We start from the raw sequence: 24,050 nt of genomic DNA, 5'->3' as shown, positions 1-24,050 counted from the left end.
GCCTGGGTCCGTGAGACCGCCCACCATCGTCACGGCGGGTCGTTGACAAAGCGGAACCGCACGCGCACGTCCTCACGGTCGAGCACGAACGTCGACCCCCGGTCCGACCATCGCTGCGGCACCAGGTACAGCACGCCCTCCCCCTCGACGAGGAGCCGCAGCCCGCGGTACCGGTAGCGCTCCACGCCGGAGGCGTCGGCCGGGAGCACCGACTCCTCGACGGCCGGGTCGCCGCCGTGCAGCCGCTGCGTCGTGTCGACGACGACGGCGGGCAGCACGGTGAGGTTGCTCGCCAGGCCCTTCGCGCGGGTGGTGCCCGACCACTCGGCGACCGTCGCCGTGGCCCAGAACAGCGCGGCGACCACGGTCAGCACCAGCAGCACCACCGCCGTCCGGCCGGGATCGGGGCCGGTGCCCGCCGCCCGCCCGGGGCGCGGGTGCCGGCGCGCCCACGCCAGGCCGTACGCGAGCAGCGCGGCGCCCGCCCCGAGGACGACGGGCGTGACCAGCGGGAACAGGGCCCAGCCCGTGAGCGCGGGGTACGCGAGCAGCAGCGTCACCCCCAGCAGGAGCAGCGCCGTCCCCGCGGCGACCAGGCCGCGCGCCCAGCGCCGCGCGGTCGCCCCGGCCGCCGTCGCGAGCCGGCGCCGCAGCGCGGCGTCCACCAGCACCAGCCCGACCCCCACCAGCAGGACCAGGAGCATCGGCACGAGCAACGGCTGCGGGCTGCGCATGACGAACTCCTGGGTGCTGAACCCGAGCAGGTCCACGTCGATGCCGAAGTACAGGTACTGGGACCGCGAGGACACGTAGCCGAAGTAGAACAGCACCGCTGTCACCAGCGTGGCCGGCGCGACGACCGACCCGACGAGCGTCCACAGGCGACCCAGTGCGCCCGCGCGCTCGGCCTCGTCGGGCCGGACCGTGCCGGACGGCGTCGTCACGCGCCGTCCTCCTCGGCGGGCGGCGCAGGGCTCGGCATGACCCAGCGCGTCCCCGTGGTCACCCGGGCGCGGTAGTCCTCGCACAGCTCCTCGCTGTCGCACGAGATCCGCACGTTCAGGGCGGTGCTGACGCTCTCCGTCCCGGGGGTCGGGGGAACGACGGCGATCGCGCAGGCGGGCGTTGCGTGGGTCAGCGTCGCGCCGACGCACGAGGCCGCGCCCCCGCAGGTGACCTCGACCGCGCGTCCGGGGTCGGACTCGACCTCGTAGACCTCGACCCACACGCCGGGGTCCGGGGTGGCCGCGGGCTGGACGACCGCGCACCACGCCTCGTCGACGGCGACGACGGACGACGGGTCGCCGCCCGCGTCCAGCTCGGCCAGCGGCGGCAGTGCCGGGCGGCCGTCGGCGCGGGGCGCGGCGGGTTCTTCGCCGTCGTCGGCCTCGGGCTCCGGCGCGGCGTCCGGGTCGACGGCGATCCCGTCCGACGTGCCCGGTGAGGGCTCTGCCGCCGCCGTGCCCGGGTCGGCGTCGTCGGGCGCGGCCGGCGGGCCGAGGGAGCACGCCGCGACGCTCGCCGCCACCATCGCTCCCAGCAGGAGCCTTCTGCCCTGACTCATCCCGCCACCCCGGGCGCACCCGAGCGGCCGCATCGCGGTCGTCCCACGTCCCGGCGCGCCCGTCGCGCGCCGGCTCTACCGAAGGGGAACGCGCGTGCCGGCGGCTGATACCTCAGCGCGGACGCGAGAGCAGCACCGCCTGCTGCCGAGGGATCAGCGCGGCTTGCTCGACGAGAGGTACGACACCGAGACGTAGCCGGTCTTCGAGCCGACCTTCACCTTCTGCCAGCCCTTGGACACCGACCCGACGTGCTTCACCGCCGTGCCCTTCTTCAGTCTCGCGAGCACCTTGGAGGACGTCGTCGCCTTCGCCCGCAGGTTCAGCGAGGTGACGCGCACGTACGACGTCTTGGCCTTCGTGGACTTGGGCGGCTTCGACGCCGACGTCGCGGCCGGCTTGCTCGACGAGAGGTACGACACCGAGACGTAGCCGGTCTTCGAGCCGACCTTCACCTTCTGCCAGCCCTTCGACACCGACCCGACGTGCTTCACCGCCGTGCCCTTCTTCAGGCTCGCGAGCACCTTGGAGGACGTGGACGCCTTCGCCCGCAGGTTCAGCGAGGACACCCGCACGTACGACGTCTTCGCCTTCGGTGCCGCGGGGGCCTTCGCCGCCGACGTCGTGGCGGGCTTGCTCGACGAGAGGTACGACGCCGAGACGTAGCCCGTCCTGGAGCCGGCCTTGACCTTCTGCCAGCCCTTCGACGCCGACCCCACGCGCGTCACCGCCGTGCCCTTCTTCAGCGTCGTCAGCACGCTCGACGACGTCGACGCCTTCGAGCGCAGGTTGAGCGCCGAGACCCGCACGTACGCCTTCGACGTCGTGGCGGTCTTCTTCGAGACGGTGGCCGCCGAGGACACCGCCGGCTTGCGCGGGGTGACGTACGAGGCGCTCACCCACCCGGTCCTGGAGCCGTACTTCACCTTGCGCCAGGTCCCCGAGGCGTCGCCCGGCTTCGCGGTGAGCTTGCCGGCCTTCGGGACGACGGCGCGCACGGACGTGCCGGTCGACGGGCCGGACCGCAGGTTGACCTTGCTCGCCGCGTAGTAGGTGCACGACGACGGCACCTTGCGGGCCGCGGCCCACGTTGCGGAGCGGACCAGGTCGACGCCCTGCCCCTTGAGGTAGGCGATCGGGTCGGTGTTGGTGGCGCCGGAGCCGTAGGTGCCCTTGAAGATCTCCAGGTGCAGGTGCGGCCCGGTCGACGTGCCGGTCGAGCCGACGTCGGCGATCCGCTGCCCGGCCTTGACCTTCTGCCCGACGCGCACGTAGCGGTCGCCGTCGATGACGTGCCCGTAGAGCGACGACATCGTGCGCCCGCCGATCGAGTGCTTGATGACGACCCACTGGCCGAACCCCGAGATCGACCCCGCCCGCAGCACCGTCCCGGAGGCGATGGCGTTGATGCGGCGGCCGGACGCGGCCCCCATGTCCTGCCCCTTGTGCCACGCCGAGGCCCGGGCGACCGGCATGCACCGCGGCCCGTAGTACGACGAGATCGAGTACGTCTTCGCGGCCAGCGGCGCGACCACGCCCGACGCCGCGCCCGCCGGCGGGGCCACGAGGACCGACCCCACCCCGAGCCCCAGCGAGAGCGCCCCTGCGACCAGCAGCGCTCCGACGCGCTGCTTCACCCGTGCTGTTGTCAACCTGTGCCCCCCGGCGACGATCCGATCTCGAACGACGTGTCCGCTTGACACTGTCGGACAAGAGATAGGTCATGTGGCCGGGTTTCGCGCGGCAAGCATCCGGGTTGTCCGCGGAGGGGGTGGTACGGCCGGGGCCGCCGGAGGGGATCCGCTACCTCGTCGCGAGGAACAGCACGAGCACGCCGGCGAGCACGATGCTCGCCGCTGCCCCGAGGTGCACCGCCCGGCGCCGCCGCACGACGGCCACGAACTCACGCAGGTAGGCGCTGGGGAAGTAGTACCCGGCCGTGGGGGCGCCGACGGCGTGCACCTCGAGCCCGAGATCCATCGCCTCGAGCGCCGCGCGGGGCGCGTGGTAGTCGTTCGTCGCCAGGAGGTACGGCTCGGCGACGCCCGCGGCGCGCAGCAGCGCCACGCTGTTCGCGAGGTTCTCCCGGGTCGTGCGCGCGCGGTCCTCGACGAGGATGCGCTCGGCCGGCACGCCCTGGTCGGACAGCCACTCGGCCATGGCCACCCCCTCGGGCCGGTCCTCGTCGGCTCCCTGCCCGCCCGACGGCACGACGGGGACCGGGCCGTCCGCTCCGCCGAGCCGCGTGGCCGCCTCGAGGGCCGTCGTCAGCCGGGCCGCGAGCAAGGGTGGCACGCGGCCGCCCACCACCCGGGAACCCAGCACGACAACCGCGTGCGCGGGCACCCGGGCGGCGTACCGGCGGTACAGCAGCGTCTGGGCGACGAAGCCCAGGAACGAGAACCCGAGCCAGGCGGTCGCCAGCAGCACCACGGTCGTGAGCGCCAGGGCCCACGGCGCCCCGAGGGCCGCCGGCACCAGCGCGACCACCGGCGCCGCGAGCATCGCGAGCCCGGCCAGGAGGGACAGCATGTTCGGGAGGCTGCGGCGCTCGCGCCGCACCATGGTGACCCCGTTGAGCACGAGGAACACCGGCAGCGCCAGCAGCCCGAGGGCCAGGACGGCGAGCAGCGCCAGGGTGACCCACGACAGGGCCTCCGCGCCCCCGGGGACCAGGGAGACCAGCGCGCTCACGAGGCCGGCGCCCGTGTAGACGACGGCCATCAGCAGGAACCCGTTGCGCAGGCGCCGCCGGTCCTGGCGCAACGACCAGGCGAGCCAGCACCCCCAGAAACCTGTCGCCGTGGCGGCCGACACCACCGTGCCGAGACCTGCGCTGAGCTCGGGAATCACTCGGCCCTCCCGGGTGTTGGACGACGCGCTGGTGGACGGACTGCCAGGCAGGATAGGCAGACATCCGGCGCGTCCGTGCGAACGCCACCCGGGGATCCGTCACCGGATCACGCCGAGGCTCACGCGCGAACTGACCGCAGGCGGACGGAGACGTGTGATGGCAGGCCTGGCGCTGCGTGAGCGCCTCCGCACCGAGTCCGGCGCTGCCCTGCTGCTGGTCGCCGTCACCCTCCTGGCGCTCGTGTGGGCGAACTCGCCGCTGTCCCCCTGGTACACAGACCTGTGGGCGACGCCGGTCCGGATCGACGTCGGCGACCTGAGGTTCGACATGGACCTGCACCACTGGGTCAACGACGGCCTCATGGTGCTGTTCTTCTTCGTCGTGGGGCTCGAGGTGCGTCAAGACCTCTCCGTCGGGTCGCTGCGTCAGCGCAGCCACCGCCTGGTGCCGCTCGTGGCCGGGACGCTCGGCGTCCTCGGGCCCGCGCTGGTGTACCTCGCCGTCGCAGGTCGTGCCGCACCCCAGGGCTGGGGGGTCGTCGTCGGCACGGACACCGCGTTCCTGCTCGGCGTCCTCGCCCTCGTGGGCCCGGCGATGTCGAGCCAGCTCCGCGTCTTCCTGCTGACCCTGACCGTGGTGGACGACTTCCTCGCCGTCCTGATCATCGGCGTCTTCTACACCGATGACGTACGGGTCGGCCCGCTGGTGGTGGCCGCCGCCAGCCTCGCCGCGCTGTGGCTGCTGGGGCGGATGCGCCAGTGGCGCAGCTCGCCGTACGTGCTGGTCGTGGTGGTGCTCTGGGGCGCGACCGTGCAGGCCGGGGTGCACCCCTCGATCTCCGGCATGCTGGCGGGGCTGCTCGTGCCCGCCGCCGTCACGCAGCGCGCCGACGTGCTGCAGGCGAAGCACCTGTTCCGCGCCTACTGGCAGTCGCCCGGCGCGGCCGTCGCCCGCACCGTGCAGGTGGGCCTGGCACGGTCCATCTCCGTGAACCACCGCCTGCACGAGGTGCTGCGCGGGCCCGTCTCGCTCGTCGTCGTGCCCGTCTTCGCCCTCGCCAACGCCGGCATCGACCTGCGCGGCGGCGCACTCGGCCACGCGCTCACGTCGACCATCACCTGGGGCGTGGTGGCCGGGCTCGTGGTGGGCAAGCTCGTGGGCGTCACGCTCGGCACGTGGGCGGCGCTGCGCCTGCGGCTCGGCACGCTGCCCGACGGCGTAGGGCCGGGCAGCGTGGTGGGCGGGGCCGCGCTCTCCGGCATCGGGTTCACCGTCGCCCTGCTCGTGGTGAACCTCGCGTTCCCCGACCGCGTCGACGCGCAGGCCGCGACGGTGGGCGTGCTGCTCGCCATGGTGATCTCCTCGCTGCTGGGGCGGCTGGTCTTCACCGTGGCCCGGGTGCGATGGGGCGAGACGAGCGCCGACCTGCCCGTCACGCTCGAGCCGCCCGTCGAGCCCGAGCGGGACCACGTGCTCGGGTCCGACGACGCCGCCCACACCGTCGTCGAGTATCTCGACTTCCAGTGCCCGTTCTGCGCCCGCGCCACGGGCATGGGCCACGAGGTGCGGGAGCACTTCGGCGACCGGGTCCGCTACGTCGTGCGGCACCTGCCCCTCGACGACGCCCACCCGCAGGCCTACCTCGCGGCCGTGGCGGCCGAGGCCGCGGCGCGACAGGGCCGGTTCTGGGAGATGCACGACGAGCTGTTCGCGCACCAGTCCCGCCTCGAGCCCGACGACCTGCGGGAGCACGCCGCACGGATCGACCTCGACCTCGACCGGTTCGACGCCGACCTGGGCGACGACGCCGTGCACGCGCGCGTGCAGGCCGACCTGGCGAGCGCCCGGGCGAGCGGCGCGCGCGGCACGCCCACCTTCTTCCTCGACGGCGTCCGTCACCGCGGCCCGCACGACGCACGCACGCTCATCGCGGCGCTCGAGGCGAACGAGGTGGCCGCGGCGCAGGACCCGGCCCGGCGCCGCCGCTCCTGAGCCGTCGGCGCGGCCCCGCTCGAGACCACGGCCCGCGGGTCACCTGCCGAGGCGGTCACGAAAAGCGTGGCCCCGGCGGGACCGCCGTGGTCCGATGGCGCCATGACCTCTCGCATCTCGCACACGACGTTCGACGCCCGCGACGCCTACGCGCAGTCCGTCTTCTGGGCCGACGTGCTCGGCTACACGGACGTGCCCGGCGACCCCAACCTGCCAGGTCATGTCGAGTGCATGATCGTGCCCCGCACGGACGTGGACGCACGGCCCGAGAGCCGGGGGCGCGTCCTGTTCATCGAGGTGCCCGAGGCCAAGGAGATCAAGAACCGCGTCCACCTCGACCTGCGGCCCACGGACCGCACCCGCGACGAGGAGGTCGAGCGTCTGCTCGCCCTCGGCGCCACCCAGGTGGCGGACCGGCGCAGGCCTGACGGTGGCTGGGTCGTGCTCGCCGACCCCGAGGGCAACGAGTTCTGCATCCTGCGCAGCGACGCCGAGGTGGAGTCGAGCGGCGCGAGCTGAGTCTCAGAGCCGGCGGACCGGGATCCGGGTCTCCCTGGCGCCGCTGCCGTCGGCCGCACGCTCGACCCGGAACGCGGGCCGGTCCGGCCGTTCGGCGACCGCCTCGACGAGCTCGCCGTCGCGGAAGTGCAGTGCGGCGAACTCGTCGACGGCGTACCCGTCGTGCAGGGCTCCGTCGCCCACCCAGCCGAGGTACTTCTCGCGGCGGTCGGGCTCGCCGAGGTAGTGCGGGCAGGCGCTGCCGGCGAGGATCCCGAGGCCGTCGTCGAGCGCGGCGAGCGGACCGAACGAGTCCGTGGACGAGCTCTCGAACCAGCAGTTCATGCCCGCGCTGATCCCTGCCAGGACGGTGCCGCGCGCCGCCGCCTCGGCGAGCAGCTCGGGCACGCCGTGCAGCCGCCAGACGGCGAGCAGGTTCGCCGTCGATCCTCCGCCGACGTAGACCACGTCCTGCTCGAGCAGCATCTTCGGGTCCCGGTATCCCCAGGGGTCCCGGCAGAACAGCGACAGCACCGACGTGCGCGCGCGGCCCGCGAACGCGGACTCGAACCGCTCGACGTAGGAGTCCGCGTCGCCGCTGGCCGTGGGCACGAAGCACACCCTCGGAGTGGCGGCGCCCGTGAGGTCGAGCAGGTGGTCGTCGATGGCCGACGAGCCGTCGTCCGACATGGAGAAGCCGCCACCGCCGAGAGTCAGCACCGTTCCGATCACGGTGAGACCCTACGACTGACGACGACCGACGAACAGGGAGTTTCGACGTGGCACAGCACCCCACGAACGCCGACGGACTGACGCTGCCCGCGGTGGGGCTCGGCACCTACCGGCTGCGCGGCCGGGACGGCACGCGGGCCGTCGCCCAGGCCCTGGACCTCGGGTACCGGCTGCTCGACTCCGCCGTCAGCTACCAGAACGAGGGCACCGTGGGGGCCGGTGTGCGCGCGAGCGCCGTCCCGCGCGAGGACGTCGTCGTGACGTCCAAGCTTCCCGGCCGGTACTACGCGCGCGCCGACGCCCTGGCGACCGTCGAGGAGAGCGTCGCCCGCACCGGGCTCGACCACCTCGACCTGTACCTGCTGCACTGGCCCAACCCGGCGCGCGACCAGTACGTCGAGGCGTGGACGGCGCTGATCGAGGCGCGCGAGCGCGGGCTCGTGCGGGCGATCGGCGTGTCCAACTTCCTGCCCGAGCACCTCGACCGGCTCGCGGCGGAGACCGGTGTCGTCCCGGCCGTCAACCAGATCGAGATGCACCCGTACTTCCCGCAGCCGGAGCAGCGTGCCTACGACGCCGCCCACGGCATCGTGACCCAGGCGTGGAGCCCGCTCGGGCGCGCGAACGAGATGCTCGAGGACCCGGTCCTGGCGGGCATCGCCCGCGACCACGACGCGACCGTCCCCGAGATCATCCTCGCGTGGCACACCCGCCTCGGCGTCGTCCCGCTGCCCAAGGCCTCGTCCGCCGACCGGCAGCGCCAGAACCTCGAGGCGGGCCGCGTCGCGCTCACCGAAACCGACCTGGACACGATCGCGGGCCTGGCCCGGCCCGACGGGCGCATCGCCGACCAGGACCCGGCCCGCTACGAGGAGCTCTGACCTACGACTCCGCCGCCTGGCCGAGCTGGGCGCGGGCGAGCGTGACGACGCGACCCAGGTTGAGCGTCCATCCGACGCCGAACACGTGGGGACTGACGATGTGCTCGCCCTCCGGGTCCCACATCCGCTCGCGGATCCGGTCGACGGTCGGCACACGGAAGTCGTAGGGGACGAAGCCCGCGACCGTGCCGTTCCAGGTCCGGTCGTCCTCGTCCTTCTGCAGCTCCTTGGCCACGGCGGCGACGACCAGGCCGATCGTCACCAGGCGGACCACGGACTTCAGGCCGCTCTTCTTCTTCGTGCGCTGACCCATCTCGGCTCCCATCGTCGACGACGTCCTGGTCCATCGTGCGGGAACGACCCCGGTCGCGTCGAGCGGGCCGACGAGCCCCGGGTCGTGTCGAGCGGGCCGACGGCGCGCGGGGCGGCAGGCCGCCCTGGCAGGATGGCGGTCTCCCCCACCGACGAGGACGGTTCATGGCCTACTTCCGCCGCACCGGCGCGACGACGTTCCAGCCGACACCCCTGGTGGGAGGTGCCTGGAAGACCGACGAGCAGCACGTGGCCCCCACCCTGGGCCTGCTCGCCCACCTGGTCGAGGCGGACCGGCAGGCCCGGGGGCGCGACGATCTCGCTCCCCTCCGGCTCTCCTACGACATCTGGGGCCCGTACCGCCTCGAGGAGATGGAGACGGCGGTCCGTGTGGTCCGGCCGGGGCGCGGCGTGGAGCTGGTGGAGGCCGAGGTGAGCTGCTCCGGCCGCAAGGTCGTGACGCTGCGCGCCTGGCTCGGGCAGGTCGGGGACACCACCGCGCTGGCCGGCGGCGGGCCCGCGCCGCTGCCCGGACCGGACGAGACGCCGGCGTGGGACCCCACCACGGACTGGCCCGGCGGGCTCGTCGCGTCGATCGAGGTGCGCCGCACCCTGGAGGCTCCCGGCCGGGGCGTGGTCTGGGTGCGCACCGCCCACCCGCTCGTCGAGGACGAGGAGGTGGGTGCCCTCGCCCGGTTCGCCGGGCTGCTCGACGTCGCCAACGGCATGTCCGTCCGCTCGGACCCGCGGGACGTCGCGTTCCCGAACCTCGACCTCACCGCGCACCTGCACCGGCTGCCCGCCGGGGAGTGGCTCGGACTGGACACCACCGTGACCTTCGGGTCTGCCGGGGCGGGTCTGACGAGCGCCGTCCTGCACGACGTCGACGGGGCGTTCGGCACGAACGCCCAGTCGCTGGTCGTCCGGCCGCTGCGCTGACGGCGTGGTCCCGCGGCACGGGGCTCGTCCATCGCACCGTGCACGTCTATACCTGACGTATATACGTAGGAGGCGTCATGCGCACCACCGTGTTCCGCAACGCTGCTGCGGGGCAGGGCCGACGTCGCACGACCACGGTCCCAAGCGGCCGAGGGGCGCGTCGCCGTGTCGTCGATCAGCGAGATGGAGCTCGAGTACGGCATCGAACGGTCGAACGACCCGGCTCGGAGCCGCAGGGCCGTGGGCGAGCTGCTGTCACTGGTCGAGGCCCTTCCGTTCAACACCGCCGCAGCGATGCACGCGGGCCGGATCCGCGCGATCCTCGCCGGTCGGGGAGAACCGATCGGCCCGTTCGACACCCTGTTGGCAGGCCATGCCCGGTCGCTCGGCCTCGTCGTCGCGACCAACAACGTCCGCGAGTTCACCGGCGTCCCCGGGCTCGAGGTCGAGGACTGGCTGGCGACACCGGGCGACGCGCTCGGCGCGACGCCGGGGTCATGAGCCCTCGCACGTCCCGGATACGGTAGAAAAGGGACAATCCGGTTGCTCGGACACATCAGTCCGGTTGATCGAGCCCGCCCGATCCGAGTGAGGTCCCATGCCCGCAGTGCAGTCCGTCCTGATCGTCGGCGGTGGTAGCGCCGGCTGCGCCACCGCGACCCAGCTGGCCCGCGCAGGGGTCCGGGTGGAGATCGCCGAGGCGCGGTCCGCCGTCCCCGTCGAGGGGTCCGGCATCACGCTGCAGGGCAACGCGTTGCGAGTCCTGCGCGACGTCGGCGTCTGGGACCGGTTGCAGGCCCACGGGTACGCCTTCGACTCGGTCGGGATGCGCGCCCCCGACCCGGCAGGGACGCTCGTCGCCGAGATCCCCGACGTCCGCACCGGAGGGGACGACCTGCCCGCGACCCTCGGCATCCCCCGCCCCACGCTCGCCCGCATCCTGCTGGAGCACGCCGCCGAGGCGGGCGCCGACGTGCGGTTCGGCACCTTCCCCACACGGCTGCGCCAGGACGACGACGGCGTCGACGTGACGTTCGGCGACGGCAGCGAGCGCCGGTACGACCTCGTCGTCGGTGCCGACGGTGTCGGATCCTGGACCCGGCGCGCGCTCCGCATCGACAGCGAACCGCGCGGCACCGGCATGGGCATCTGGCGGGTGGACGTCGCGCGTCCCGCCGACGTGTTCCGCACCGACCTCACGCACGGCGGGCGGTGCTACATCGCCGGCTACTGCCCCACCGGCCCCGACACCATGTACGCCTACCTCGTCGAGGACGTCCAGGACCGGCGGCACCTGAGCCCCGCCGAGCAGATCGCCGTCGTGCGGGACCTGGCGAGCAGCTACCACGGGCCGTGGGACGACGTCCGTGCGCAGCTCACCGACACCACCGGTGTGAACTACTCGCTGTTCGAGTGGCACGTGGTCGACGGGCCGTGGCACCGCGGTCGCGTCGTCCTCGCCGGCGACGCCGCCCACTCCTGCCCGCCCACCCTCGCCCAGGGCGCCGCCCAGGCGCTGGAGGACGCCGCGGTGCTGAGCGAGCTCCTCGTCGGTGCGGACCGGTTCGACGCCGACCTCCTCGCCCGCTACACCGCGCGGCGGCTGCCCCGCGCGCGCCAGGTCGTGGAGGCGTCCGTGCAGATCGTGCAGTGGATGCTCGACGGCGTCCGGCCGCCCGTCGCCGACGTGCCCGCGCTCATGCACCGCATCCAGACCATGGTCCGCGAGCCCGCCTGAGCCGTCAGAGACGGTCGGCGACGTACTCGTGCCATGCCAGGCCGGACTCCTCGACGTCGTGGAGGGTTAGGACGTCCAGACGAAGGATGCGAGAGGTGGCACCCGTGCCGGCGACGTCGGAGCCGCCCGGCACCACCGCGGCGACGACCACCGGCTCCAGGAGCTCCGTGACGACGCCGTCCGCCGCGGTCGTGCCCGCCGGGACCCCGGTGACGTGGACGCAGGTCCGTACCAGCATCTCGCCGTTCTCGATGTCGAACCACGCCTCGTCGGGCAGGTCGCCGAGGCCGTCGTCGCGGCACGGCGCGACGTCGACCGACGCGAACTCGCCGCCGGCGACGGTCTCAGAGATCAGGGCCTCGAGCTGCCGCGCGGCGTCGTCGGTGAGCACTTCCGAGTAGTCGCCGGTGGTGTAGTCGACGACGATCGCGGCCGGCGACGTGCCGCGGTGGTCCAGCCGACGGGTCTGCCCGGAGCTGCGGAGCGTGGTCGGGGCGCTCGCGGCGTACGCGGTCGCAAGGAGCTCGGCGGCGTAGTCCGGTGCCGACGCGACCCATCCGGGCTGGTCGGCGTCGACCGGGTTGAAGCGGTCGCGCGGGCCTACCGGGGCGCCGGGAGCCGCACACGCCGCCAGCGTCAGGACGACGGCCGCGACCGCCGGGCCGAGCCCCCGGCGGGGGTCGTCGTTCATCGGTCGCTCCCTCGCGTCTCCACGGCCCCAAGGTAGCGGGGCGCGAACGCGAACGGACGAGATTCGTCCGAGATCACCTGTAGGGATCACCCCCCTGCCGGCGACATGAGAGGTGTCGGCACTGTGCCGTCGACGGTGAGGAGGCACGTATGGACCGGGCGCGGCCCACCTACCGCGGGCACGTCGTGCTGCTCGTGGTGCTCGTCGTACTGGGGTGCGGCGTGGGGTGGGGCGTCGGGATCGCGGTGCTCTCCTTGATGGGCCGGCCGGTCGCCGACGGCATCGGGCGCTGGAGCCTGGTGCTGATCGGCGCGGTCGTGCTCGTCGGCCTCCTGCTCGGAGTGGTCTCGCTGCTCCGAGGGCCGCGGGTGATCGTGGTGCGGGACCCGGCGGCGGGCGAGTGGTCGCTCCGCAGCCGGCCCGTGCCGTTCCGGTTCGCCGACTCGTCGATGCTGGACCCGGGGTCGCCGGGGTTCGTCCTCGCCCGGCAGGTAGCCCGCGCGGCCGCCGGAGCGCCGGGGGACGCCGCCTGTACCGTGCGCGCCGTCCACCTGCTGCGACGCGTCGTCGAGCTCTCGCGGCGCTCGCACGCCTCGTCACCCGTGGTGGGCGACGTCGAGTGGGCGCGCCTGCGCATCGACGTCGTGAACTTCGTCCACCTCGCCGGCGGCGGGCACCAGTCGCCCGGGCTCCGCGACGCCGCCTGAGGCGACGCGCCGGCGACGGCCGTCAGTCCCCCGGCCACTCCCCCGTCCAGCGCTCGAACGCCCGGGCGCCACCGCGGTCGACGAGCGCCTTCACGGCGGCGAAGATCGCGCCCTGTAACAGCGACGCGAGCACGATCTCCCGCAGCGGGTACTCCGACTGCAGCGGCGTGGGCGGGTCGTCCGGGTGGCCCGGAGCCACGCGCTTGTACACCTGCTTGAACACCTGCCCGGCGACGAGGCCGCCCACGAGCGATCCCACGATGCCGACCGGCCGGTACAGGATCTTGGCCGACGTGCTGCCCTTGGCCTCGGCGCGTCCCCCGCTGCTCTGCTGCTTGCCCATACGCCGACCGTAGGTCGACCTGGGCGAGCCCGCAGATCAGCGCACGGTGAAGTAGTTGGTGTTCTTCGAATCGGAACGCCCCGTCGTCGTCGAGCCCTTGTAGAAGACCTCGAAGTAGTGCTGTCCTCGCTCGACACAGGGCATCGTGATCGTCTTCTTGCCCTTGTCGCTCCGGCGGAGCGTCACCGTCCTGACCACGGACGCCGCGGCCCTCGCATCCGGGGATGGAACGACCACCAAGGTCACCACCACGAGAAGGAACGCCATGACCGCGGCGACGAGCCGGGTCGTCCCACTCCCTCGCCGTCGATCGGAACCGTTGCTGCGTGCACGCTGGACCCGCTGTTCATCTCGCATCCCGTCACTGTCCTTGGTGACCGAAATCGTAGTGTTGGACGATTCGTCCCGCCGAGAGCGTTCGCCGGCTCCGGTCGCACCGTCATCCGCCTTCCCGTGCGCACATCAGAATGTGGGCATGGCACATCCTCGATCCCGGTCCGACTTCTTCCGTGCCTGGGTCAGCAGCCTCGTCGCCGCCGTCGTCGCGGTCGGCGGCGTCACGTTCGTCGGCAGCGCCACCTCCGTACCGATCGCCACCACCGCGGACACCGTCATCACGACGTTCGTCTTCCTCTTCCCGGTCTACGCGGTCGTCTACGTGGGCTGGGGCGCGCGGACCTACTCCCGGCTGGAGCCGGCCCGACTGCGCGAGGTCGCGTCCGCCGAGCTGCGGGACCAGAGCCGACGACTCCACCGCGCGCTCGGCCTGACCGGAACCGCGAACACGACCATCAGCGCGGCGGTCATCGCCGTGGTCGCCACGGTGGGCATCGCTCAGAGCCCTCAGTTCCGGGGCGAGACCATCTACCTGGTCGCGGGGCTGCTGACCGTCGCCAGCGCGTGGATCCTCATGGTCTTCTCGTACGCACAGGCCTACCTGCGTCTCGATGCACAGGCGGGCTCGAGCGCGCCCGTGCGATTCCCGTCCCCGACGAACCTCGCTTCGACGACTACCTCACGCTCGCCGTCCTCGTGTCGACCATGGCCGCGACCGTCTCCGCGGAGATCACCACCCGGCCGGGTTGGCGCCTGGTGCGTGCCAACGTCCTCGTGGCGTTCGCCTTCAACACCGTGATCATCGCGATGACGGTGTCCCTGCTGTTCGGCAGCCTCACCTCGTGAGCGGGCCCGGCCTGCCGCCCCGCCGGGAGGTTGTGGGCACCACCGAGGGGACGCCGACCGACGCCTTCGCGACGGCGGCCGGGACCGAGCTCGCGAACGAGACCCGTCGACGATTCTGGGGGCGTCGCGCCAAGAAGGCGTAGGCGCGCCCCGGGAGGTCACCGCTGGAGCCGTGGGTCGTGCGACGCGTCGGGGTACATGGCCGGGCAGCCGTGGTCGGCCGCGTCGGGGCGCAGCTCGTAGTGCCACGGCTCGTTGCCGTAGATCTGGCACAGACCGTACGCGGCGCCGCGCTCCGCCAGCCAGGCGGTCGCGTCCCAGAGCCCGACGTCGATCGCGTCCCCGTGCACGTGCGGGGACGTCTCCGCGGTGGCCACCCAGCGGGCCGCCTCCTCGACCGAGCCGTACTCGGCGATGGCGTCCCGGAACAGCTCGTCCTGGTACTCGGGTGAGCGCCAGCCACTGTTGACCCAGAACGTCACGCCGTCGGCCTCGGCGGCCGACGCGGCCCGGCGGACGGCGCCGAGCAGCTGCGGGTCGAGGCGGGCCACGGCCGGCGCCTCGCCGTCGAAGACCGTCACGTCGCCGTGGACCTCGCCGTCGGAGCCGAGCTGCCGGACGGGCAGGACGCCGGCGGCCATGGCCGCCACGACGGACGCGCCGACGACAGACGCGGCGAGGACGGCGCCGGCAAGGGCGGCGGAGCGGCGCCGTCGGGGGCTCCGGGAATGCCTGGGGGGCATGCCTCCAGCCCACTCGACGGCCTGTTGCCCGCTCGTATCCCGTTTCCCATATCCCCGCGATATGTGGCGGCTCGTAGCATCGGCAGGGTGCGCGTGCTGATCGTCGAGGACGAGCCCTACCTGGCCGAGGCCGTCCGCACGGGCCTGCGCCTCGAGGCGATCACGGCCGACGTCGCCGGCGACGGCGACACCGCCCTGGAGCTGCTGAGCGTCAACACGTACGACCTCGCCGTTCTGGACCGCGACATCCCCGGGCCTTCCGGCGACGAGATCGCCGCGAGCATCGTCGCGTCCGGGAGCGGCATGCCGATCCTCATGCTCACCGCGGCCGACCGGCTCGACGACAAGGCGTCCGGGTTCGAGCTGGGGGCCGACGACTACCTCACCAAGCCGTTCGAGCTGCGCGAGCTGGTGCTCCGGCTGCGCGCCCTCGACCGCCGGCGCGCGCACCACCGGCCGCCGGTGCGTGAGCTCGCCGGGCTCCGGCTGGACCCGTTCCGCCGAGAGGTCTACCGCGACGGCCGCTACGTGGCGCTCACCCGCAAGCAGTTCGCCGTGCTCGAGGTGCTCCTGACCGCCGACGGTGGTGTGGTGAGCGCCGAGGAGCTGCTGGAGCGCGCGTGGGACGAGAACGCCGACCCCTTCACCAACGCGGTGCGCATCACGGTCTCGGCGCTGCGCAAGCGGCTCGGCGAGCCCTGGGTGATCGCCACGGTGCCCGGCGTCGGCTATCGGATCGACACCGGCACCCCGGAGGACGGCGAGGGCGAGGGCGACCATGGCTAGGCCTCGTGGACTGAGCGTCCGTCTCCGGCTCACCCTCAGCTACGCCGGGCTCGTCATGGTCGCCGGCGCCCTGCTGCTCGCGGTGGTGTGGCTGTTCCTGCTGCGGTACGTGCCCGACGGGCCCATCCGGAACAGGGGCCCGTTCGTGCCGAACCGCTCCGACCTGGAGAGCGCCTTCGTCCCGCGGGCGGCGTGGGCGCTGGCCTTCCTGCTGGTGCTGGGCCTGCTGGGCGGGTGGCTCCTCGCGGGCCGCATGCTCGCCCCGCTGACCCGCATCACCGACGCGGCACGCCAGGCCGGGGCCGGCTCGCTCTCTCACCGCATCCACCTGCCGGGCCGCGACGACGAGTTCCGGGAGCTCGCCGACGCCTTCGACGTCATGCTCGCCCGGCTCGAGGCGCAGGTCGCCGAGCAGCAGCGGTTCGCGGCCAACGCCTCCCACGAGCTACGCACCCCGCTCGCGATCACCCAGACGATCCTCGACGTCGCCGCCAAGGACCCGGACTGCGACACCGGCGAGCTGCTCGAACGCCTCCGCGCCGTCAACACCCGCGCGATCGACCTCACGGAGGCCCTGCTCCTGCTCAGCCGCGCCGACCAGGGGTCGTTCGTCCGCGAGCGCGTCGACCTGTCCCTCGCGGCGGAGGAGGCCGCCGAGACGCTCCTTCCCCTCGCCGAGCGGCGCGACATCGTCGTCCGGGTCGACGGCGAGAGCGCGCCCGTCGTCGGGTCGCGGGCGCTCCTGCTGCAGCTCACCACGAACCTCGTGCACAACGCGATCGTCCACAACCTGCCCGGCGGCGGCACCGTGCGGGTCAGCACGACGACCGAGCCCGGGGGGCAGACGCTGCTCACCGTCGAGAACACCGGCGAGCGCCTCGAGCCCGGGCTCGTCGCGACGCTGACCGAACCGTTCCAGCGCGGCACCTCGCGGGTCCGGCGCGATCACGCGGGCACCGGCCTCGGACTGGCGATCGTCCAGAGCATCACCCGGGCGCACGCCGGGGAGCTCACGCTCTCCGGCCGGGTGGACGGCGGGCTCCGGGTGGTGGTGCGGCTGCCCGCTGCGCCACCGCCGCTCGGCGGCTGAGGATCAGTCGGTGCCGAACTCCATGGCGGCGCGGTCGAGCGCGTCGTCCTGCTCGTCGACGTCAGCGACGTCCGGGTTCGCGGAGATCGCCGCCGCACCGCCTGGGGCCAGCTCGCCCACGAGCTCGTGGGCACCAGCCCCGAGCAGGCCCTGCGCCGCGTACTGCTCGAGCTTGGCGCGCGAGTCCGCGATGTCGAGGTTGCGCATGGTGAGCTGCCCGATGCGGTCCACGGGGCCGAACGCCGCGTCCTCGGTCCGCTCCATCGACAGCTTCTCCGGATGGTACGAGAACGCCGGGCCGGAGGTGTTGACGATCGACCAGTCGTCGCCGCGGCGCAGCCGGACGGTGACCTCGCCGGTGATCGCCGAGGCGATCCAGCGCTGCATCGACTCGCGGATCATGAGGGACTGCGGGTCCAGCCAGCGGCCCTCGTAGAGCAGGCGGCCGAGCCGGCGTCCCTCGTTGTGGTAGTTCGCGAGCGTGTCCTCGTTGTGGATGGCGTTGACGAGGCGCTCGTAGGTGATGTGCAGCAGCGCGAGCGCGGGTGCCTCGTAGATCCCGCGGGACTTCGCCTCGATGATCCGGTTCTCGATCTGGTCGCTCATGCCGAGGCCGTGGCGGCCCCCGACGGCGTTGGCCTCGTTCACGAGGGCCACCGGGTCGGTGAACTCCTGGCCGTTGATGGCCACGGGGCGCCCACGCTCCCAGCGGACCGTGACGTCCTCGGTCTCGATCGCCACCGACGGGTCCCAGAAGCGCACGCCCATGATCGGGTCGACGACCTCCATCGACTCGTCGAGGAACTCGAGCGTCTTGGCCTCGTGCGTCGCGCCCCAGATGTTCGCGTCGGTCGAGTAGGCCTTCTCCGCGGACGCGCGGTAGGGCAGGTCGCGCGCGGTGAGCCACTCGGACATCTCGTGGCGGCCACCGAGCTCGGCCACGAAGTCGGCGTCGAGCCACGGCTTGTAGATCCGCAGGTGCGGGTTCGCCATGAGGCCGTAGCGGTAGAACCGCTCGATGTCGTTGCCCTTGAACGTCGAGCCGTCGCCCCAGATGGAGACTCCGTCGGCCTGCATGGCGCGCACGAGCAGCGTGCCGGTGACGACGCGACCCAGCGGCGTGGTGTTGAAGTACGTCTTGCCGCCGCTGCGGATGTGGAAAGCGCCGCACGCGATGGCCGACAAGCCCTCCTCGACGAGCGCCGTCCGGCAGTCCACCAGGCGCGACACCTCGGCACCGTACTGACCGGCGCGTCCCGGGACGGACTCGATGTCGGGCTCGTCGTACTGGCCCAGGTCGGCGGTGTAGGTGCAGGGCACCGCGCCCTTCTCGCGCATCCACGCGACCGCCACCGAGGTGTCGAGGCCGCCGGAGAAGGCGATACCGACACGTTCACCGACAGGGAGCGACGTCAAGACTTTGGACATGGCTGCAAGTATATGCATAGCCATGCATACATATCCAACCGGGTGGATGGTGAGGCCCGATCGCCTTCGGCGGCGGCGCTCGCCCGCGCGGCCCGGCCGCCCGTGCACGCTAGGTTCGAGGTCATGACCGCACCCCGTTCCTGGCAGTCCGAGACGGCCCGCCTCGGCAACGCCGAGACCACCGATCCGACCGCGTGGTTCGAACGCCTCTGGGCGTCCGCGAAGGTCGGCGACATCACGACCCCCTGGGACCGGCACGAGCCGCACCCGGTCCTCGCGTCGTGGCTCGAGGCACGCGATGCGCGCGGCCCGGCGGCGGGTGGCACCGCCGTCGCCGTCGGGTGCGGGCTCGGCGCGGACGCCGAGCACCTGTCCAGGCTCGGCTACGAGACGACGGCGTTCGACATCTCCCCCACCGCCGTCGCGGCCGCACGCGACCGGAACCCCGGGTCGTCCGTGAACTACGCCGTCGGGAACCTGCTCGACCTGGCCGCCGAGTGGACCGGGGCGTTCGACCTGGTCGTCGAGATCTTCACCGTCCAGGCCGTGCGCCGGAGCGTCCGGGACGGGTTGACGGCGGGCGTCCGGTCGCTGGTGGCGCCGGGCGGGACGCTCCTGGCGGTCCAGGCCGTCGCCGAGCGGGCCGGCGACGACGGGCCGCCGTGGCCGCTGACTCGTACGGAGATCGAGGCGTTCGGTCAGGACGGCCTGTCGGCGACGTCGATCGAGGTGCTGCGCGACGTCCCCGCGCCCGGCGGACTCGGCGTCTGGCGCGCGGAGTTCCGCCGGGCCTGAGCGCCCTACTCGGGTCGGGTCCGCAGGTGCCGCTCGAAGAACCGGGCGGCATCGTCGCCCGCGAACTGCGGCACGCCGGTGTGGCCTCCCAGGTTGGCCTGCAGGGTCTTCTCCCGGGAGCCGAGGGCGTCGAACAGCTCCAGCGCGGCGTTCCGGTCGTTCCACTCGTCGTCCCACTGCAGCAGCACGTGCACCGGGATCGTGACCTGTCGCGCCTCGTCGAGGATGGTGCGCGGGACGAAGCTCCCGGCGTAGAGGCCCGCGGCGACGATGCGTGGCTCGACCGCCGCCAGCCGTACGCCGACCGAGATCACCCCGCCCGAGTACCCGACGGGGCCGTCGATCCCCGGCAGCGAGACGAGCTCGTCGAGGAGGGCCTGCCACTCCGGGACCGCCAGGTCGACGAGCGGGAGCACGAGCCGGTCCACGATCTCGTCGACCGGCTCGCGGGCGGCGAGCGCACCGCGGAGGTCGGTGCGGGCCCGCTCGAGCTCGGGCAGCCGGGGCCGTTCACCGGCCCCCGGGAGCTCGATCGTTGCGGCGGCGAACCCGTCCGCCACGGCCCGCCGGGCGCGTGCCAACAGCCGCGGGTACATCGGGGAGAGTCCCCCGGGGTGACCGACGAGGACCAGGGGCGTCGGCGAGGATGCGGCGACGGGCGTCCACAGGATGCCCGGGACCCCGTCGGCCGTGAACCGGCGCTCGAGGACGACGTCGTCGAGGCGTTGGTCAGAGGTGAAGTGCATGGTCGTGCCTTTCAGGAGTGCGCTGAGGTGGCACTCCCGGACGACCTATCGCCCGACCATGACCCCGGAGGGGAGCACCCACGTCGATACTGCGTTCACGGGTACCACCTCCTCCAGGTCTCGCACGGCCTCCCGGAAAACGTAGCAGGAGGGGCTCGCGCGCTGCCCGGGATTTCTCGGGCCTCCCTCCGGATCGCTGCGTGGCGGGCTGTCTGCGGCGGTGCTCAGGTGGCCGGCCCGCGGGCGGCGGTCTCCAGGTGTGCCCGCGCGGCGGCGAGCCACCCGGTCGTGTCGTGCGCGGGGTCGGCCGGGACCATCGCGAGCGAGTACCAGCCGACGAGGGCGTCCCACCATCGTGCTTCCGCGGCGTCGAGACGTCGTACCGACTCGTACCCGGCCAAGAACTCCGTGCGCACCTGTGCGGACACCGGCCCCCAGTCGTGGAAGAGCGTCCCCAGCAGGACGGCGGACCGCGCCAGCTCCGTGACGGGGTGGTCGAACGTCGCCTCGTCGAAGTCGATGACGGCCAGCACATCGGTGCCGGAACAGAGGACGTTCGCCGCCCGGAAGTCGCCGTGCAGCAGCTGGGTCGGCATCGGCGCGGTCGGCGCGTCGCTCACCAGACCGCGCACGGTGGCCAGGAGGGGTGCGGGGACGTGCGGCGGTTCGGAGTCGAGCCACCTCGTGACCCGTTCCCGCAGCGAGCCGCCCGTCGGCGACACCCGACGCAGGCGGTCGAGCGCCGGGTACCGGGCGAGGTCGTCGTGCAGCCGAGCCAGGACTGCGCCTGCCGCCGCGACCTGCCCGGGGTGCGCGACGTCGAGCGGATCTCCCTCGATGACGCGCTGAAGCACGAGCAACGCTCCGCTGCCCTCGAGGGACGAGCTGCCGTCGAGGGTCGGGACCAGAGCCGACACCGGCGACCCACGACCGGCGAGCCACTGCGTGAGGTCGGCAAGCTCGGACAGGCGAGCGAAGCGCCCCCGCGCCACCGACCACTTCGCCACGAGCTCGCCGTCGGACGTCGTGAGCCACGCAAGAGCGTTGTGGTCGCTCATCACGATGCGCCGACAGGCCGAGACGTCGATCCCCCAGTGCTCGCTCACCACTGTGGACAGCCAGTCCTGGGCCGTGCCGCCGTCGGCAAACCCGAAGCGACGTGCGAGGGCCTCGGCGGAGTCGCAGCTCTCCCAGAGCATCTCCACCGTGGGCGACCCGGTCCTCGGCATGGCGCACATCTCACCACGACCACGGAGCATGCGTCGGCATCGACACCACCGGGCCGCGTGGGCGACGCCGGTTGCGGATACCCAGGAGATTTCACGCCGTCAGCAGATTCAGTCCCTTGACCACGCCCGGATCCGTAGTGTCACGGATGTGAAGAGCTCAGATGCCCCCGTAGAGCTGATCTTCGTTCATGGCGCCCTGGTGCGAGACGGGGACTGGTGGTGGCGGCGAGCCGCGGACCTGCTCCGGGAACGTACGGGAATCCGCAGCCGAGCCCTCGCGCTGCCGTCCTGCGGCGAGGGCACGCCCGAGCAGGTTGCGGGCGGGCTCGTCGCCGACGCGGCAGCACTTCGTCGTGAGCTCGACGACGTGAACTCCGCGATCGTCGTCGGTCACTCCTACGGAGGAACCGTCATCGCGGAAGCGGGCCCACACCCCGCCGTCGCGCACCTGCTCTACGTGTCGTCGTACCTGCCCGAGATCGGGCAGGCGCAGGCCGCCATCATGAGCGATGAGCCCGACCCGGTCTCGATCGGCGACAACGGGGACGGCACGCTGGGCGTCGCCGGCTACGACGCGGCCTCGTTCGGAGCCCGATTCCTCCAGGACGCGGACGAGACGACGCAACGCCAGGGATGGGAGCGGGTGGCCCCGCAGGCGGCGGCCGCGTTCATGACGCCGACCAGTGCCGCTGGCTGGCGCGGGGTCGATTCCACGTACATCGTCTGCGCGGACGACCGCAGCACCTCTGTCGAGCTGCAGCGCGCCCACGCGGCGCGGGCCACGCGCTCCGTCGAGCTGCGCACCGGGCACCACCCGTTCGTCTCCCGCCCCGACCTGGTGGTCGATCAGGTCCAGGCCTTGCTGTAGCAGGAGCGGCCCGGCGCCTTCGCAGGGTGCGCGTCAGCTCCACGCGGGAGATCTCGAAGCACAGGCACACCACCTTGGGGCGCCCGATGCCCACCACGGTATGGTCCCGAGTCATGAGCAACGACAGCTGGAACCGCATCTTCCGCTTGGTGCACGACGGCGATTCCGGCCCGTGGCTGTGCCCGGTGTGCGACTTCGACGATCCGACGGTTGAACTGGGTCAGCGTTTCATGGGTGCCGGCGTGGTCAGGTCGACCGTGTACTGCAACGCCTGCACGGCGCACGCGCAGGTGCCCGACAGGCACGGCGTCGACCGCGTGAAGTAGTCAGCGGCGGATGCTGACCACATTCGTGTTCAGCTTGATGTTCATGGTGCACTTCTTGACCATCTGATCCCAGACGTCCTCCCAGCCCTTCTGCCAGGCAGTGACGCCGCTCGACGCGCCGAAGGGCCACGCCATGTCCGGCATCACCCACACGAGACCGTAGTACGCGGGAATCTTGTCGAGATCGCCATACCCCTGCACCTGGTACGCGTACATCAGATAGCCCTTCAACGCGCCCATCATGTTGTCGTCGAGAAACTGCGCGAAGGTCTTCGAAAAGACGCCGTACGGGTCGCCCACCGGCCTGGAGATCGGCATGGCGCCGTCGACGGTGCCGAAGATCTCGGTGCGTAGCCGGACGTAGTTCGCGGCGGCGAGGAAGAGGTCAGCGTAGGCCAGATCCTGGTCCACCTTGCTGCACGGCCACCCGTACCCCAGGTACTGGCAGGCGATCATGAGTCCGTAGTAGTTGAAATCCATGACGGTCTCGTTCGGCGGGCTGCCGACGACGATGCCTCGTTGAGAGCCGTGCGCGACGGCCACGCGCGCATTGCCGACGATGTACTTGGAGAGCGACTGCACCATGTCGTCGTACGCCGGCGACAGGTAGCACGTGCCGAGCTCGGCGATCGAGATACCGATCTGATCCGGCACCTGCAACGAATGCGTCTTTCCGGCGAAGCGATTCGTGCTCTCCAGCAACGTGACGTCGGTGTAGCCCAGGTCGATGAAGCGCTGCGCGAAGAGCAGCCCGCTCACTCCCGCACCGATGACCACGATGGCGGCGTCCTTGGGCGTCGACAGCAGCGCCGGCTTCACGTCGAGCAGGATGTTCAGGTACGACCAGCAGTGCAGGACGGACTCGAAGCACGTCGACGCGTGGACGTACACCGTGTCGTGCGCGCCCTGGATGTCGAGCCACTTCCACGGAGCTCCGCCATCGAGTGCGCCGGACGGGAACTGGTTGAAGTACGGCGTCAGCAACGGGTTCACGGCCGGGCGGATCGCACCGTTCTGGTTCTCCTTGACCTCCACGATCTCGTACCGGCCGGGCTGGAACGGCCACCATGAAGGGGGGTTGTCCAGGAACGCCTTGCGCTGGGCGGCGAGGGTGCCGGGATCAGAGGCACCATCGATCCCGACCATCTGATACGTCGTGACGACGTTGGTCGTGGCGTCGTTCGCGGCGGTAATGCCCCACTGCTTCGCTGTCTCGTTGCGATACCCCTGCACGAGACCCGACTGAGACTCGACGATGTCAGGCGCGAGGATGACGACACGATCCTGGGCCTTGCGCGGATAGACGCGCAGGCATGTCGTGTAGAAGGTGAAGTTTCGGAGCGAGCTCAGCAGTGCTCGCTCTTGGGGTGTGAATTCCATGACCGGCCCGAGCGCGCGCGGATCACACGCGATCACGAGAAGTGCCGGATTGACGACAACACGGTTTCCGCCGGTCTGATATACCACTTCCATGGCTGAGACCTCCGCGCCCACCGTAGCACCGGGTCGAATCCTTGACGCGGGAATGCGCGGGTGAAGTCATGACGGGCGATACGGCCCTTCGAGATGTCGTCATTGTCTTTGAGCAATCCGAAGCGCGCACCATCG

At 72.2% G+C, this 24,050-nt stretch carries 28 protein-coding genes; 14 read left to right on the top strand and 14 right to left on the bottom strand.

Annotation, left to right across the window (positions count from 1 at the left end):
* Positions 1–29: 29 nt before the first annotated feature.
* From LEP48_RS12645 to LEP48_RS12630, 4 genes are all read right to left on the bottom strand, one after another.
* Positions 30–944: a hypothetical protein gene (locus tag LEP48_RS12645; protein ID WP_225565954.1), complete on the bottom strand. Its 915-nt coding sequence runs from the start codon at positions 942–944 to the stop codon at positions 30–32.
* Complete coding sequence (locus LEP48_RS12640) at positions 941–1,564, bottom strand: hypothetical protein (RefSeq protein WP_225565953.1); 624 nt, start codon at positions 1,562–1,564, stop codon at positions 941–943. Before LEP48_RS12640 ends, LEP48_RS12645 begins: the two co-directional genes overlap by 4 nt.
* 153 nt (positions 1,565–1,717) lie before the next feature.
* Positions 1,718–3,199 carry an SH3 domain-containing protein gene (locus LEP48_RS12635; RefSeq protein WP_225565952.1) on the bottom strand — a complete coding sequence of 494 codons (1,482 nt, stop codon included), beginning with the start codon at positions 3,197–3,199 and terminating at the stop codon, positions 1,718–1,720.
* 166 nt (positions 3,200–3,365) lie between these two features.
* Complete coding sequence (locus LEP48_RS12630; RefSeq protein ID WP_225565951.1) at positions 3,366–4,415, bottom strand: YdcF family protein; 1,050 nt, start codon at positions 4,413–4,415, stop codon at positions 3,366–3,368.
* A 157-nt stretch (positions 4,416–4,572) separates the two neighbouring features.
* Between LEP48_RS12630 and nhaA the strand changes: the two genes are divergently transcribed.
* Together nhaA and LEP48_RS12620 are read left to right on the top strand one after the other, a co-directional pair.
* Positions 4,573–6,408: a Na+/H+ antiporter NhaA gene (nhaA, locus tag LEP48_RS12625; RefSeq protein WP_225565950.1), complete on the top strand. Its 1,836-nt coding sequence runs from the start codon at positions 4,573–4,575 to the stop codon at positions 6,406–6,408.
* A 102-nt stretch (positions 6,409–6,510) separates the two neighbouring features.
* Positions 6,511–6,927, top strand: coding sequence for a VOC family protein (locus LEP48_RS12620; RefSeq protein WP_225565949.1), 417 nt, complete (start codon positions 6,511–6,513; stop codon positions 6,925–6,927).
* A gap of 3 nt (positions 6,928–6,930) precedes the next feature.
* On the opposite strand, the gene LEP48_RS12615 is transcribed toward LEP48_RS12620, so the two are convergent.
* On the bottom strand, positions 6,931–7,638 hold the full coding sequence (locus LEP48_RS12615; RefSeq protein WP_225565948.1) for a Type 1 glutamine amidotransferase-like domain-containing protein: 708 nt from the start codon (positions 7,636–7,638) through the stop codon (positions 6,931–6,933).
* Positions 7,639–7,685: 47 nt separating this feature from the next.
* On the opposite strand from LEP48_RS12615, the gene LEP48_RS12610 reads away from it, so the two are divergent.
* A complete protein-coding gene (locus LEP48_RS12610) occupies positions 7,686–8,519 on the top strand; it encodes an aldo/keto reductase (RefSeq protein WP_225565947.1) in 834 nt (277 codons plus the stop codon).
* 1 nt (position 8,520) lies between these two features.
* Here the strand turns inward: LEP48_RS12610 and LEP48_RS12605 are convergent, their stop codons facing one another.
* Positions 8,521–8,832 (bottom strand): DUF5808 domain-containing protein, encoded by a 312-nt coding sequence (locus LEP48_RS12605; protein WP_225565946.1) that lies wholly within the window; start codon positions 8,830–8,832, stop codon positions 8,521–8,523.
* A 164-nt stretch (positions 8,833–8,996) separates the two neighbouring features.
* On the opposite strand from LEP48_RS12605, the gene LEP48_RS12600 reads away from it, so the two are divergent.
* The 3 genes from LEP48_RS12600 (at position 8,997) to LEP48_RS12590 (ending at position 11,508) form a co-directional block, all read left to right on the top strand.
* Complete coding sequence (locus LEP48_RS12600) at positions 8,997–9,770, top strand: thioesterase family protein (RefSeq protein ID WP_225565945.1); 774 nt, start codon at positions 8,997–8,999, stop codon at positions 9,768–9,770.
* Between the two features lie 102 nt (positions 9,771–9,872).
* Complete coding sequence (locus LEP48_RS12595; protein ID WP_308010028.1) at positions 9,873–10,271, top strand: PIN domain-containing protein; 399 nt, start codon at positions 9,873–9,875, stop codon at positions 10,269–10,271.
* Between the two features lie 97 nt (positions 10,272–10,368).
* Positions 10,369–11,508: an FAD-dependent monooxygenase gene (locus LEP48_RS12590; RefSeq protein WP_225565944.1), complete on the top strand. Its 1,140-nt coding sequence runs from the start codon at positions 10,369–10,371 to the stop codon at positions 11,506–11,508.
* A gap of 4 nt (positions 11,509–11,512) precedes the next feature.
* On the opposite strand, the gene LEP48_RS12585 is transcribed toward LEP48_RS12590, so the two are convergent.
* Positions 11,513–12,199, bottom strand: coding sequence for a hypothetical protein (locus tag LEP48_RS12585; RefSeq protein WP_225565943.1), 687 nt, complete (start codon positions 12,197–12,199; stop codon positions 11,513–11,515).
* Positions 12,200–12,348: 149 nt separating this feature from the next.
* On the opposite strand from LEP48_RS12585, the gene LEP48_RS12580 reads away from it, so the two are divergent.
* Positions 12,349–12,906, top strand: coding sequence for a hypothetical protein (locus tag LEP48_RS12580; protein ID WP_225565942.1), 558 nt, complete (start codon positions 12,349–12,351; stop codon positions 12,904–12,906).
* A gap of 22 nt (positions 12,907–12,928) precedes the next feature.
* Here LEP48_RS12580 and LEP48_RS12575 read toward each other — a convergent pair whose 3' ends face one another.
* Together LEP48_RS12575 and LEP48_RS12570 are read right to left on the bottom strand one after the other, a co-directional pair.
* Positions 12,929–13,249 carry a DUF4235 domain-containing protein gene (locus LEP48_RS12575; protein WP_225565941.1) on the bottom strand — a complete coding sequence of 107 codons (321 nt, stop codon included), beginning with the start codon at positions 13,247–13,249 and terminating at the stop codon, positions 12,929–12,931.
* Positions 13,250–13,285: 36 nt separating this feature from the next.
* Entirely contained in the window at positions 13,286–13,435 is a 150-nt protein-coding gene (locus LEP48_RS12570) for a hypothetical protein (protein ID WP_225565940.1), read from the bottom strand.
* Positions 13,436–13,724: 289 nt separating this feature from the next.
* On the opposite strand from LEP48_RS12570, the gene LEP48_RS12565 reads away from it, so the two are divergent.
* On the top strand, positions 13,725–14,384 hold the full coding sequence (locus tag LEP48_RS12565; protein WP_225565939.1) for a DUF1345 domain-containing protein: 660 nt from the start codon (positions 13,725–13,727) through the stop codon (positions 14,382–14,384).
* Positions 14,385–14,427: 43 nt separating this feature from the next.
* Complete coding sequence (locus tag LEP48_RS12560; protein ID WP_225565938.1) at positions 14,428–14,574, top strand: hypothetical protein; 147 nt, start codon at positions 14,428–14,430, stop codon at positions 14,572–14,574.
* 15 nt (positions 14,575–14,589) lie between these two features.
* Here LEP48_RS12560 and LEP48_RS12555 read toward each other — a convergent pair whose 3' ends face one another.
* Positions 14,590–15,174 (bottom strand): M15 family metallopeptidase, encoded by a 585-nt coding sequence (locus tag LEP48_RS12555; RefSeq protein ID WP_225565937.1) that lies wholly within the window; start codon positions 15,172–15,174, stop codon positions 14,590–14,592.
* A gap of 87 nt (positions 15,175–15,261) precedes the next feature.
* On the opposite strand from LEP48_RS12555, the gene LEP48_RS12550 reads away from it, so the two are divergent.
* Both LEP48_RS12550 and LEP48_RS12545 read left to right on the top strand, forming a co-directional pair.
* The gene (locus tag LEP48_RS12550) at positions 15,262–15,960 is read left to right on the top strand and encodes a response regulator transcription factor (RefSeq protein ID WP_225565936.1); all 699 of its coding nucleotides are present in this window, start codon (positions 15,262–15,264) and stop codon (positions 15,958–15,960) included.
* Positions 15,953–17,050: a sensor histidine kinase gene (locus LEP48_RS12545; protein WP_225565935.1), complete on the top strand. Its 1,098-nt coding sequence runs from the start codon at positions 15,953–15,955 to the stop codon at positions 17,048–17,050. Before LEP48_RS12550 ends, LEP48_RS12545 begins: the two co-directional genes overlap by 8 nt.
* Before the next feature lie 3 nt (positions 17,051–17,053).
* On the opposite strand, the gene argG is transcribed toward LEP48_RS12545, so the two are convergent.
* Entirely contained in the window at positions 17,054–18,478 is a 1,425-nt protein-coding gene (gene argG / locus LEP48_RS12540; protein ID WP_225565934.1) for an argininosuccinate synthase, read from the bottom strand.
* Between the two features lie 123 nt (positions 18,479–18,601).
* Between argG and LEP48_RS12535 the strand changes: the two genes are divergently transcribed.
* The gene (locus LEP48_RS12535) at positions 18,602–19,273 is read left to right on the top strand and encodes a class I SAM-dependent methyltransferase (protein WP_225565933.1); all 672 of its coding nucleotides are present in this window, start codon (positions 18,602–18,604) and stop codon (positions 19,271–19,273) included.
* 5 nt (positions 19,274–19,278) lie between these two features.
* Here the strand turns inward: LEP48_RS12535 and LEP48_RS12530 are convergent, their stop codons facing one another.
* Together LEP48_RS12530 and LEP48_RS12525 are read right to left on the bottom strand one after the other, a co-directional pair.
* Positions 19,279–20,019, bottom strand: coding sequence for a dienelactone hydrolase family protein (locus tag LEP48_RS12530; protein ID WP_225565932.1), 741 nt, complete (start codon positions 20,017–20,019; stop codon positions 19,279–19,281).
* Positions 20,020–20,243: 224 nt separating this feature from the next.
* Entirely contained in the window at positions 20,244–21,248 is a 1,005-nt protein-coding gene (locus tag LEP48_RS12525; RefSeq protein WP_225565931.1) for a phosphotransferase enzyme family protein, read from the bottom strand.
* Between LEP48_RS12525 and LEP48_RS12520 the strand changes: the two genes are divergently transcribed.
* Together LEP48_RS12520 and LEP48_RS12515 are read left to right on the top strand one after the other, a co-directional pair.
* Positions 21,226–22,116, top strand: a complete 891-nt coding sequence (locus tag LEP48_RS12520; protein WP_225565930.1) for an alpha/beta hydrolase — start codon at positions 21,226–21,228, stop codon at positions 22,114–22,116. The genes LEP48_RS12525 and LEP48_RS12520 overlap by 23 nt on opposite strands.
* A gap of 113 nt (positions 22,117–22,229) precedes the next feature.
* Positions 22,230–22,442 (top strand): hypothetical protein, encoded by a 213-nt coding sequence (locus tag LEP48_RS12515; protein ID WP_225565929.1) that lies wholly within the window; start codon positions 22,230–22,232, stop codon positions 22,440–22,442.
* Here the strand turns inward: LEP48_RS12515 and LEP48_RS12510 are convergent, their stop codons facing one another.
* Positions 22,443–23,915 carry an NAD(P)-binding protein gene (locus tag LEP48_RS12510; protein ID WP_225565928.1) on the bottom strand — a complete coding sequence of 491 codons (1,473 nt, stop codon included), beginning with the start codon at positions 23,913–23,915 and terminating at the stop codon, positions 22,443–22,445.
* Positions 23,916–24,050: the final 135 nt, after the last annotated feature.

The organism is Isoptericola luteus (assembly GCF_020297055.1).
GTDB classification, from domain to species: domain Bacteria; phylum Actinomycetota; class Actinomycetes; order Actinomycetales; family Cellulomonadaceae; genus Isoptericola; species Isoptericola luteus.
Note: the sequence above shows the minus strand (reverse complement) of the source record. Positions and strands in the feature narration are given on the sequence as shown.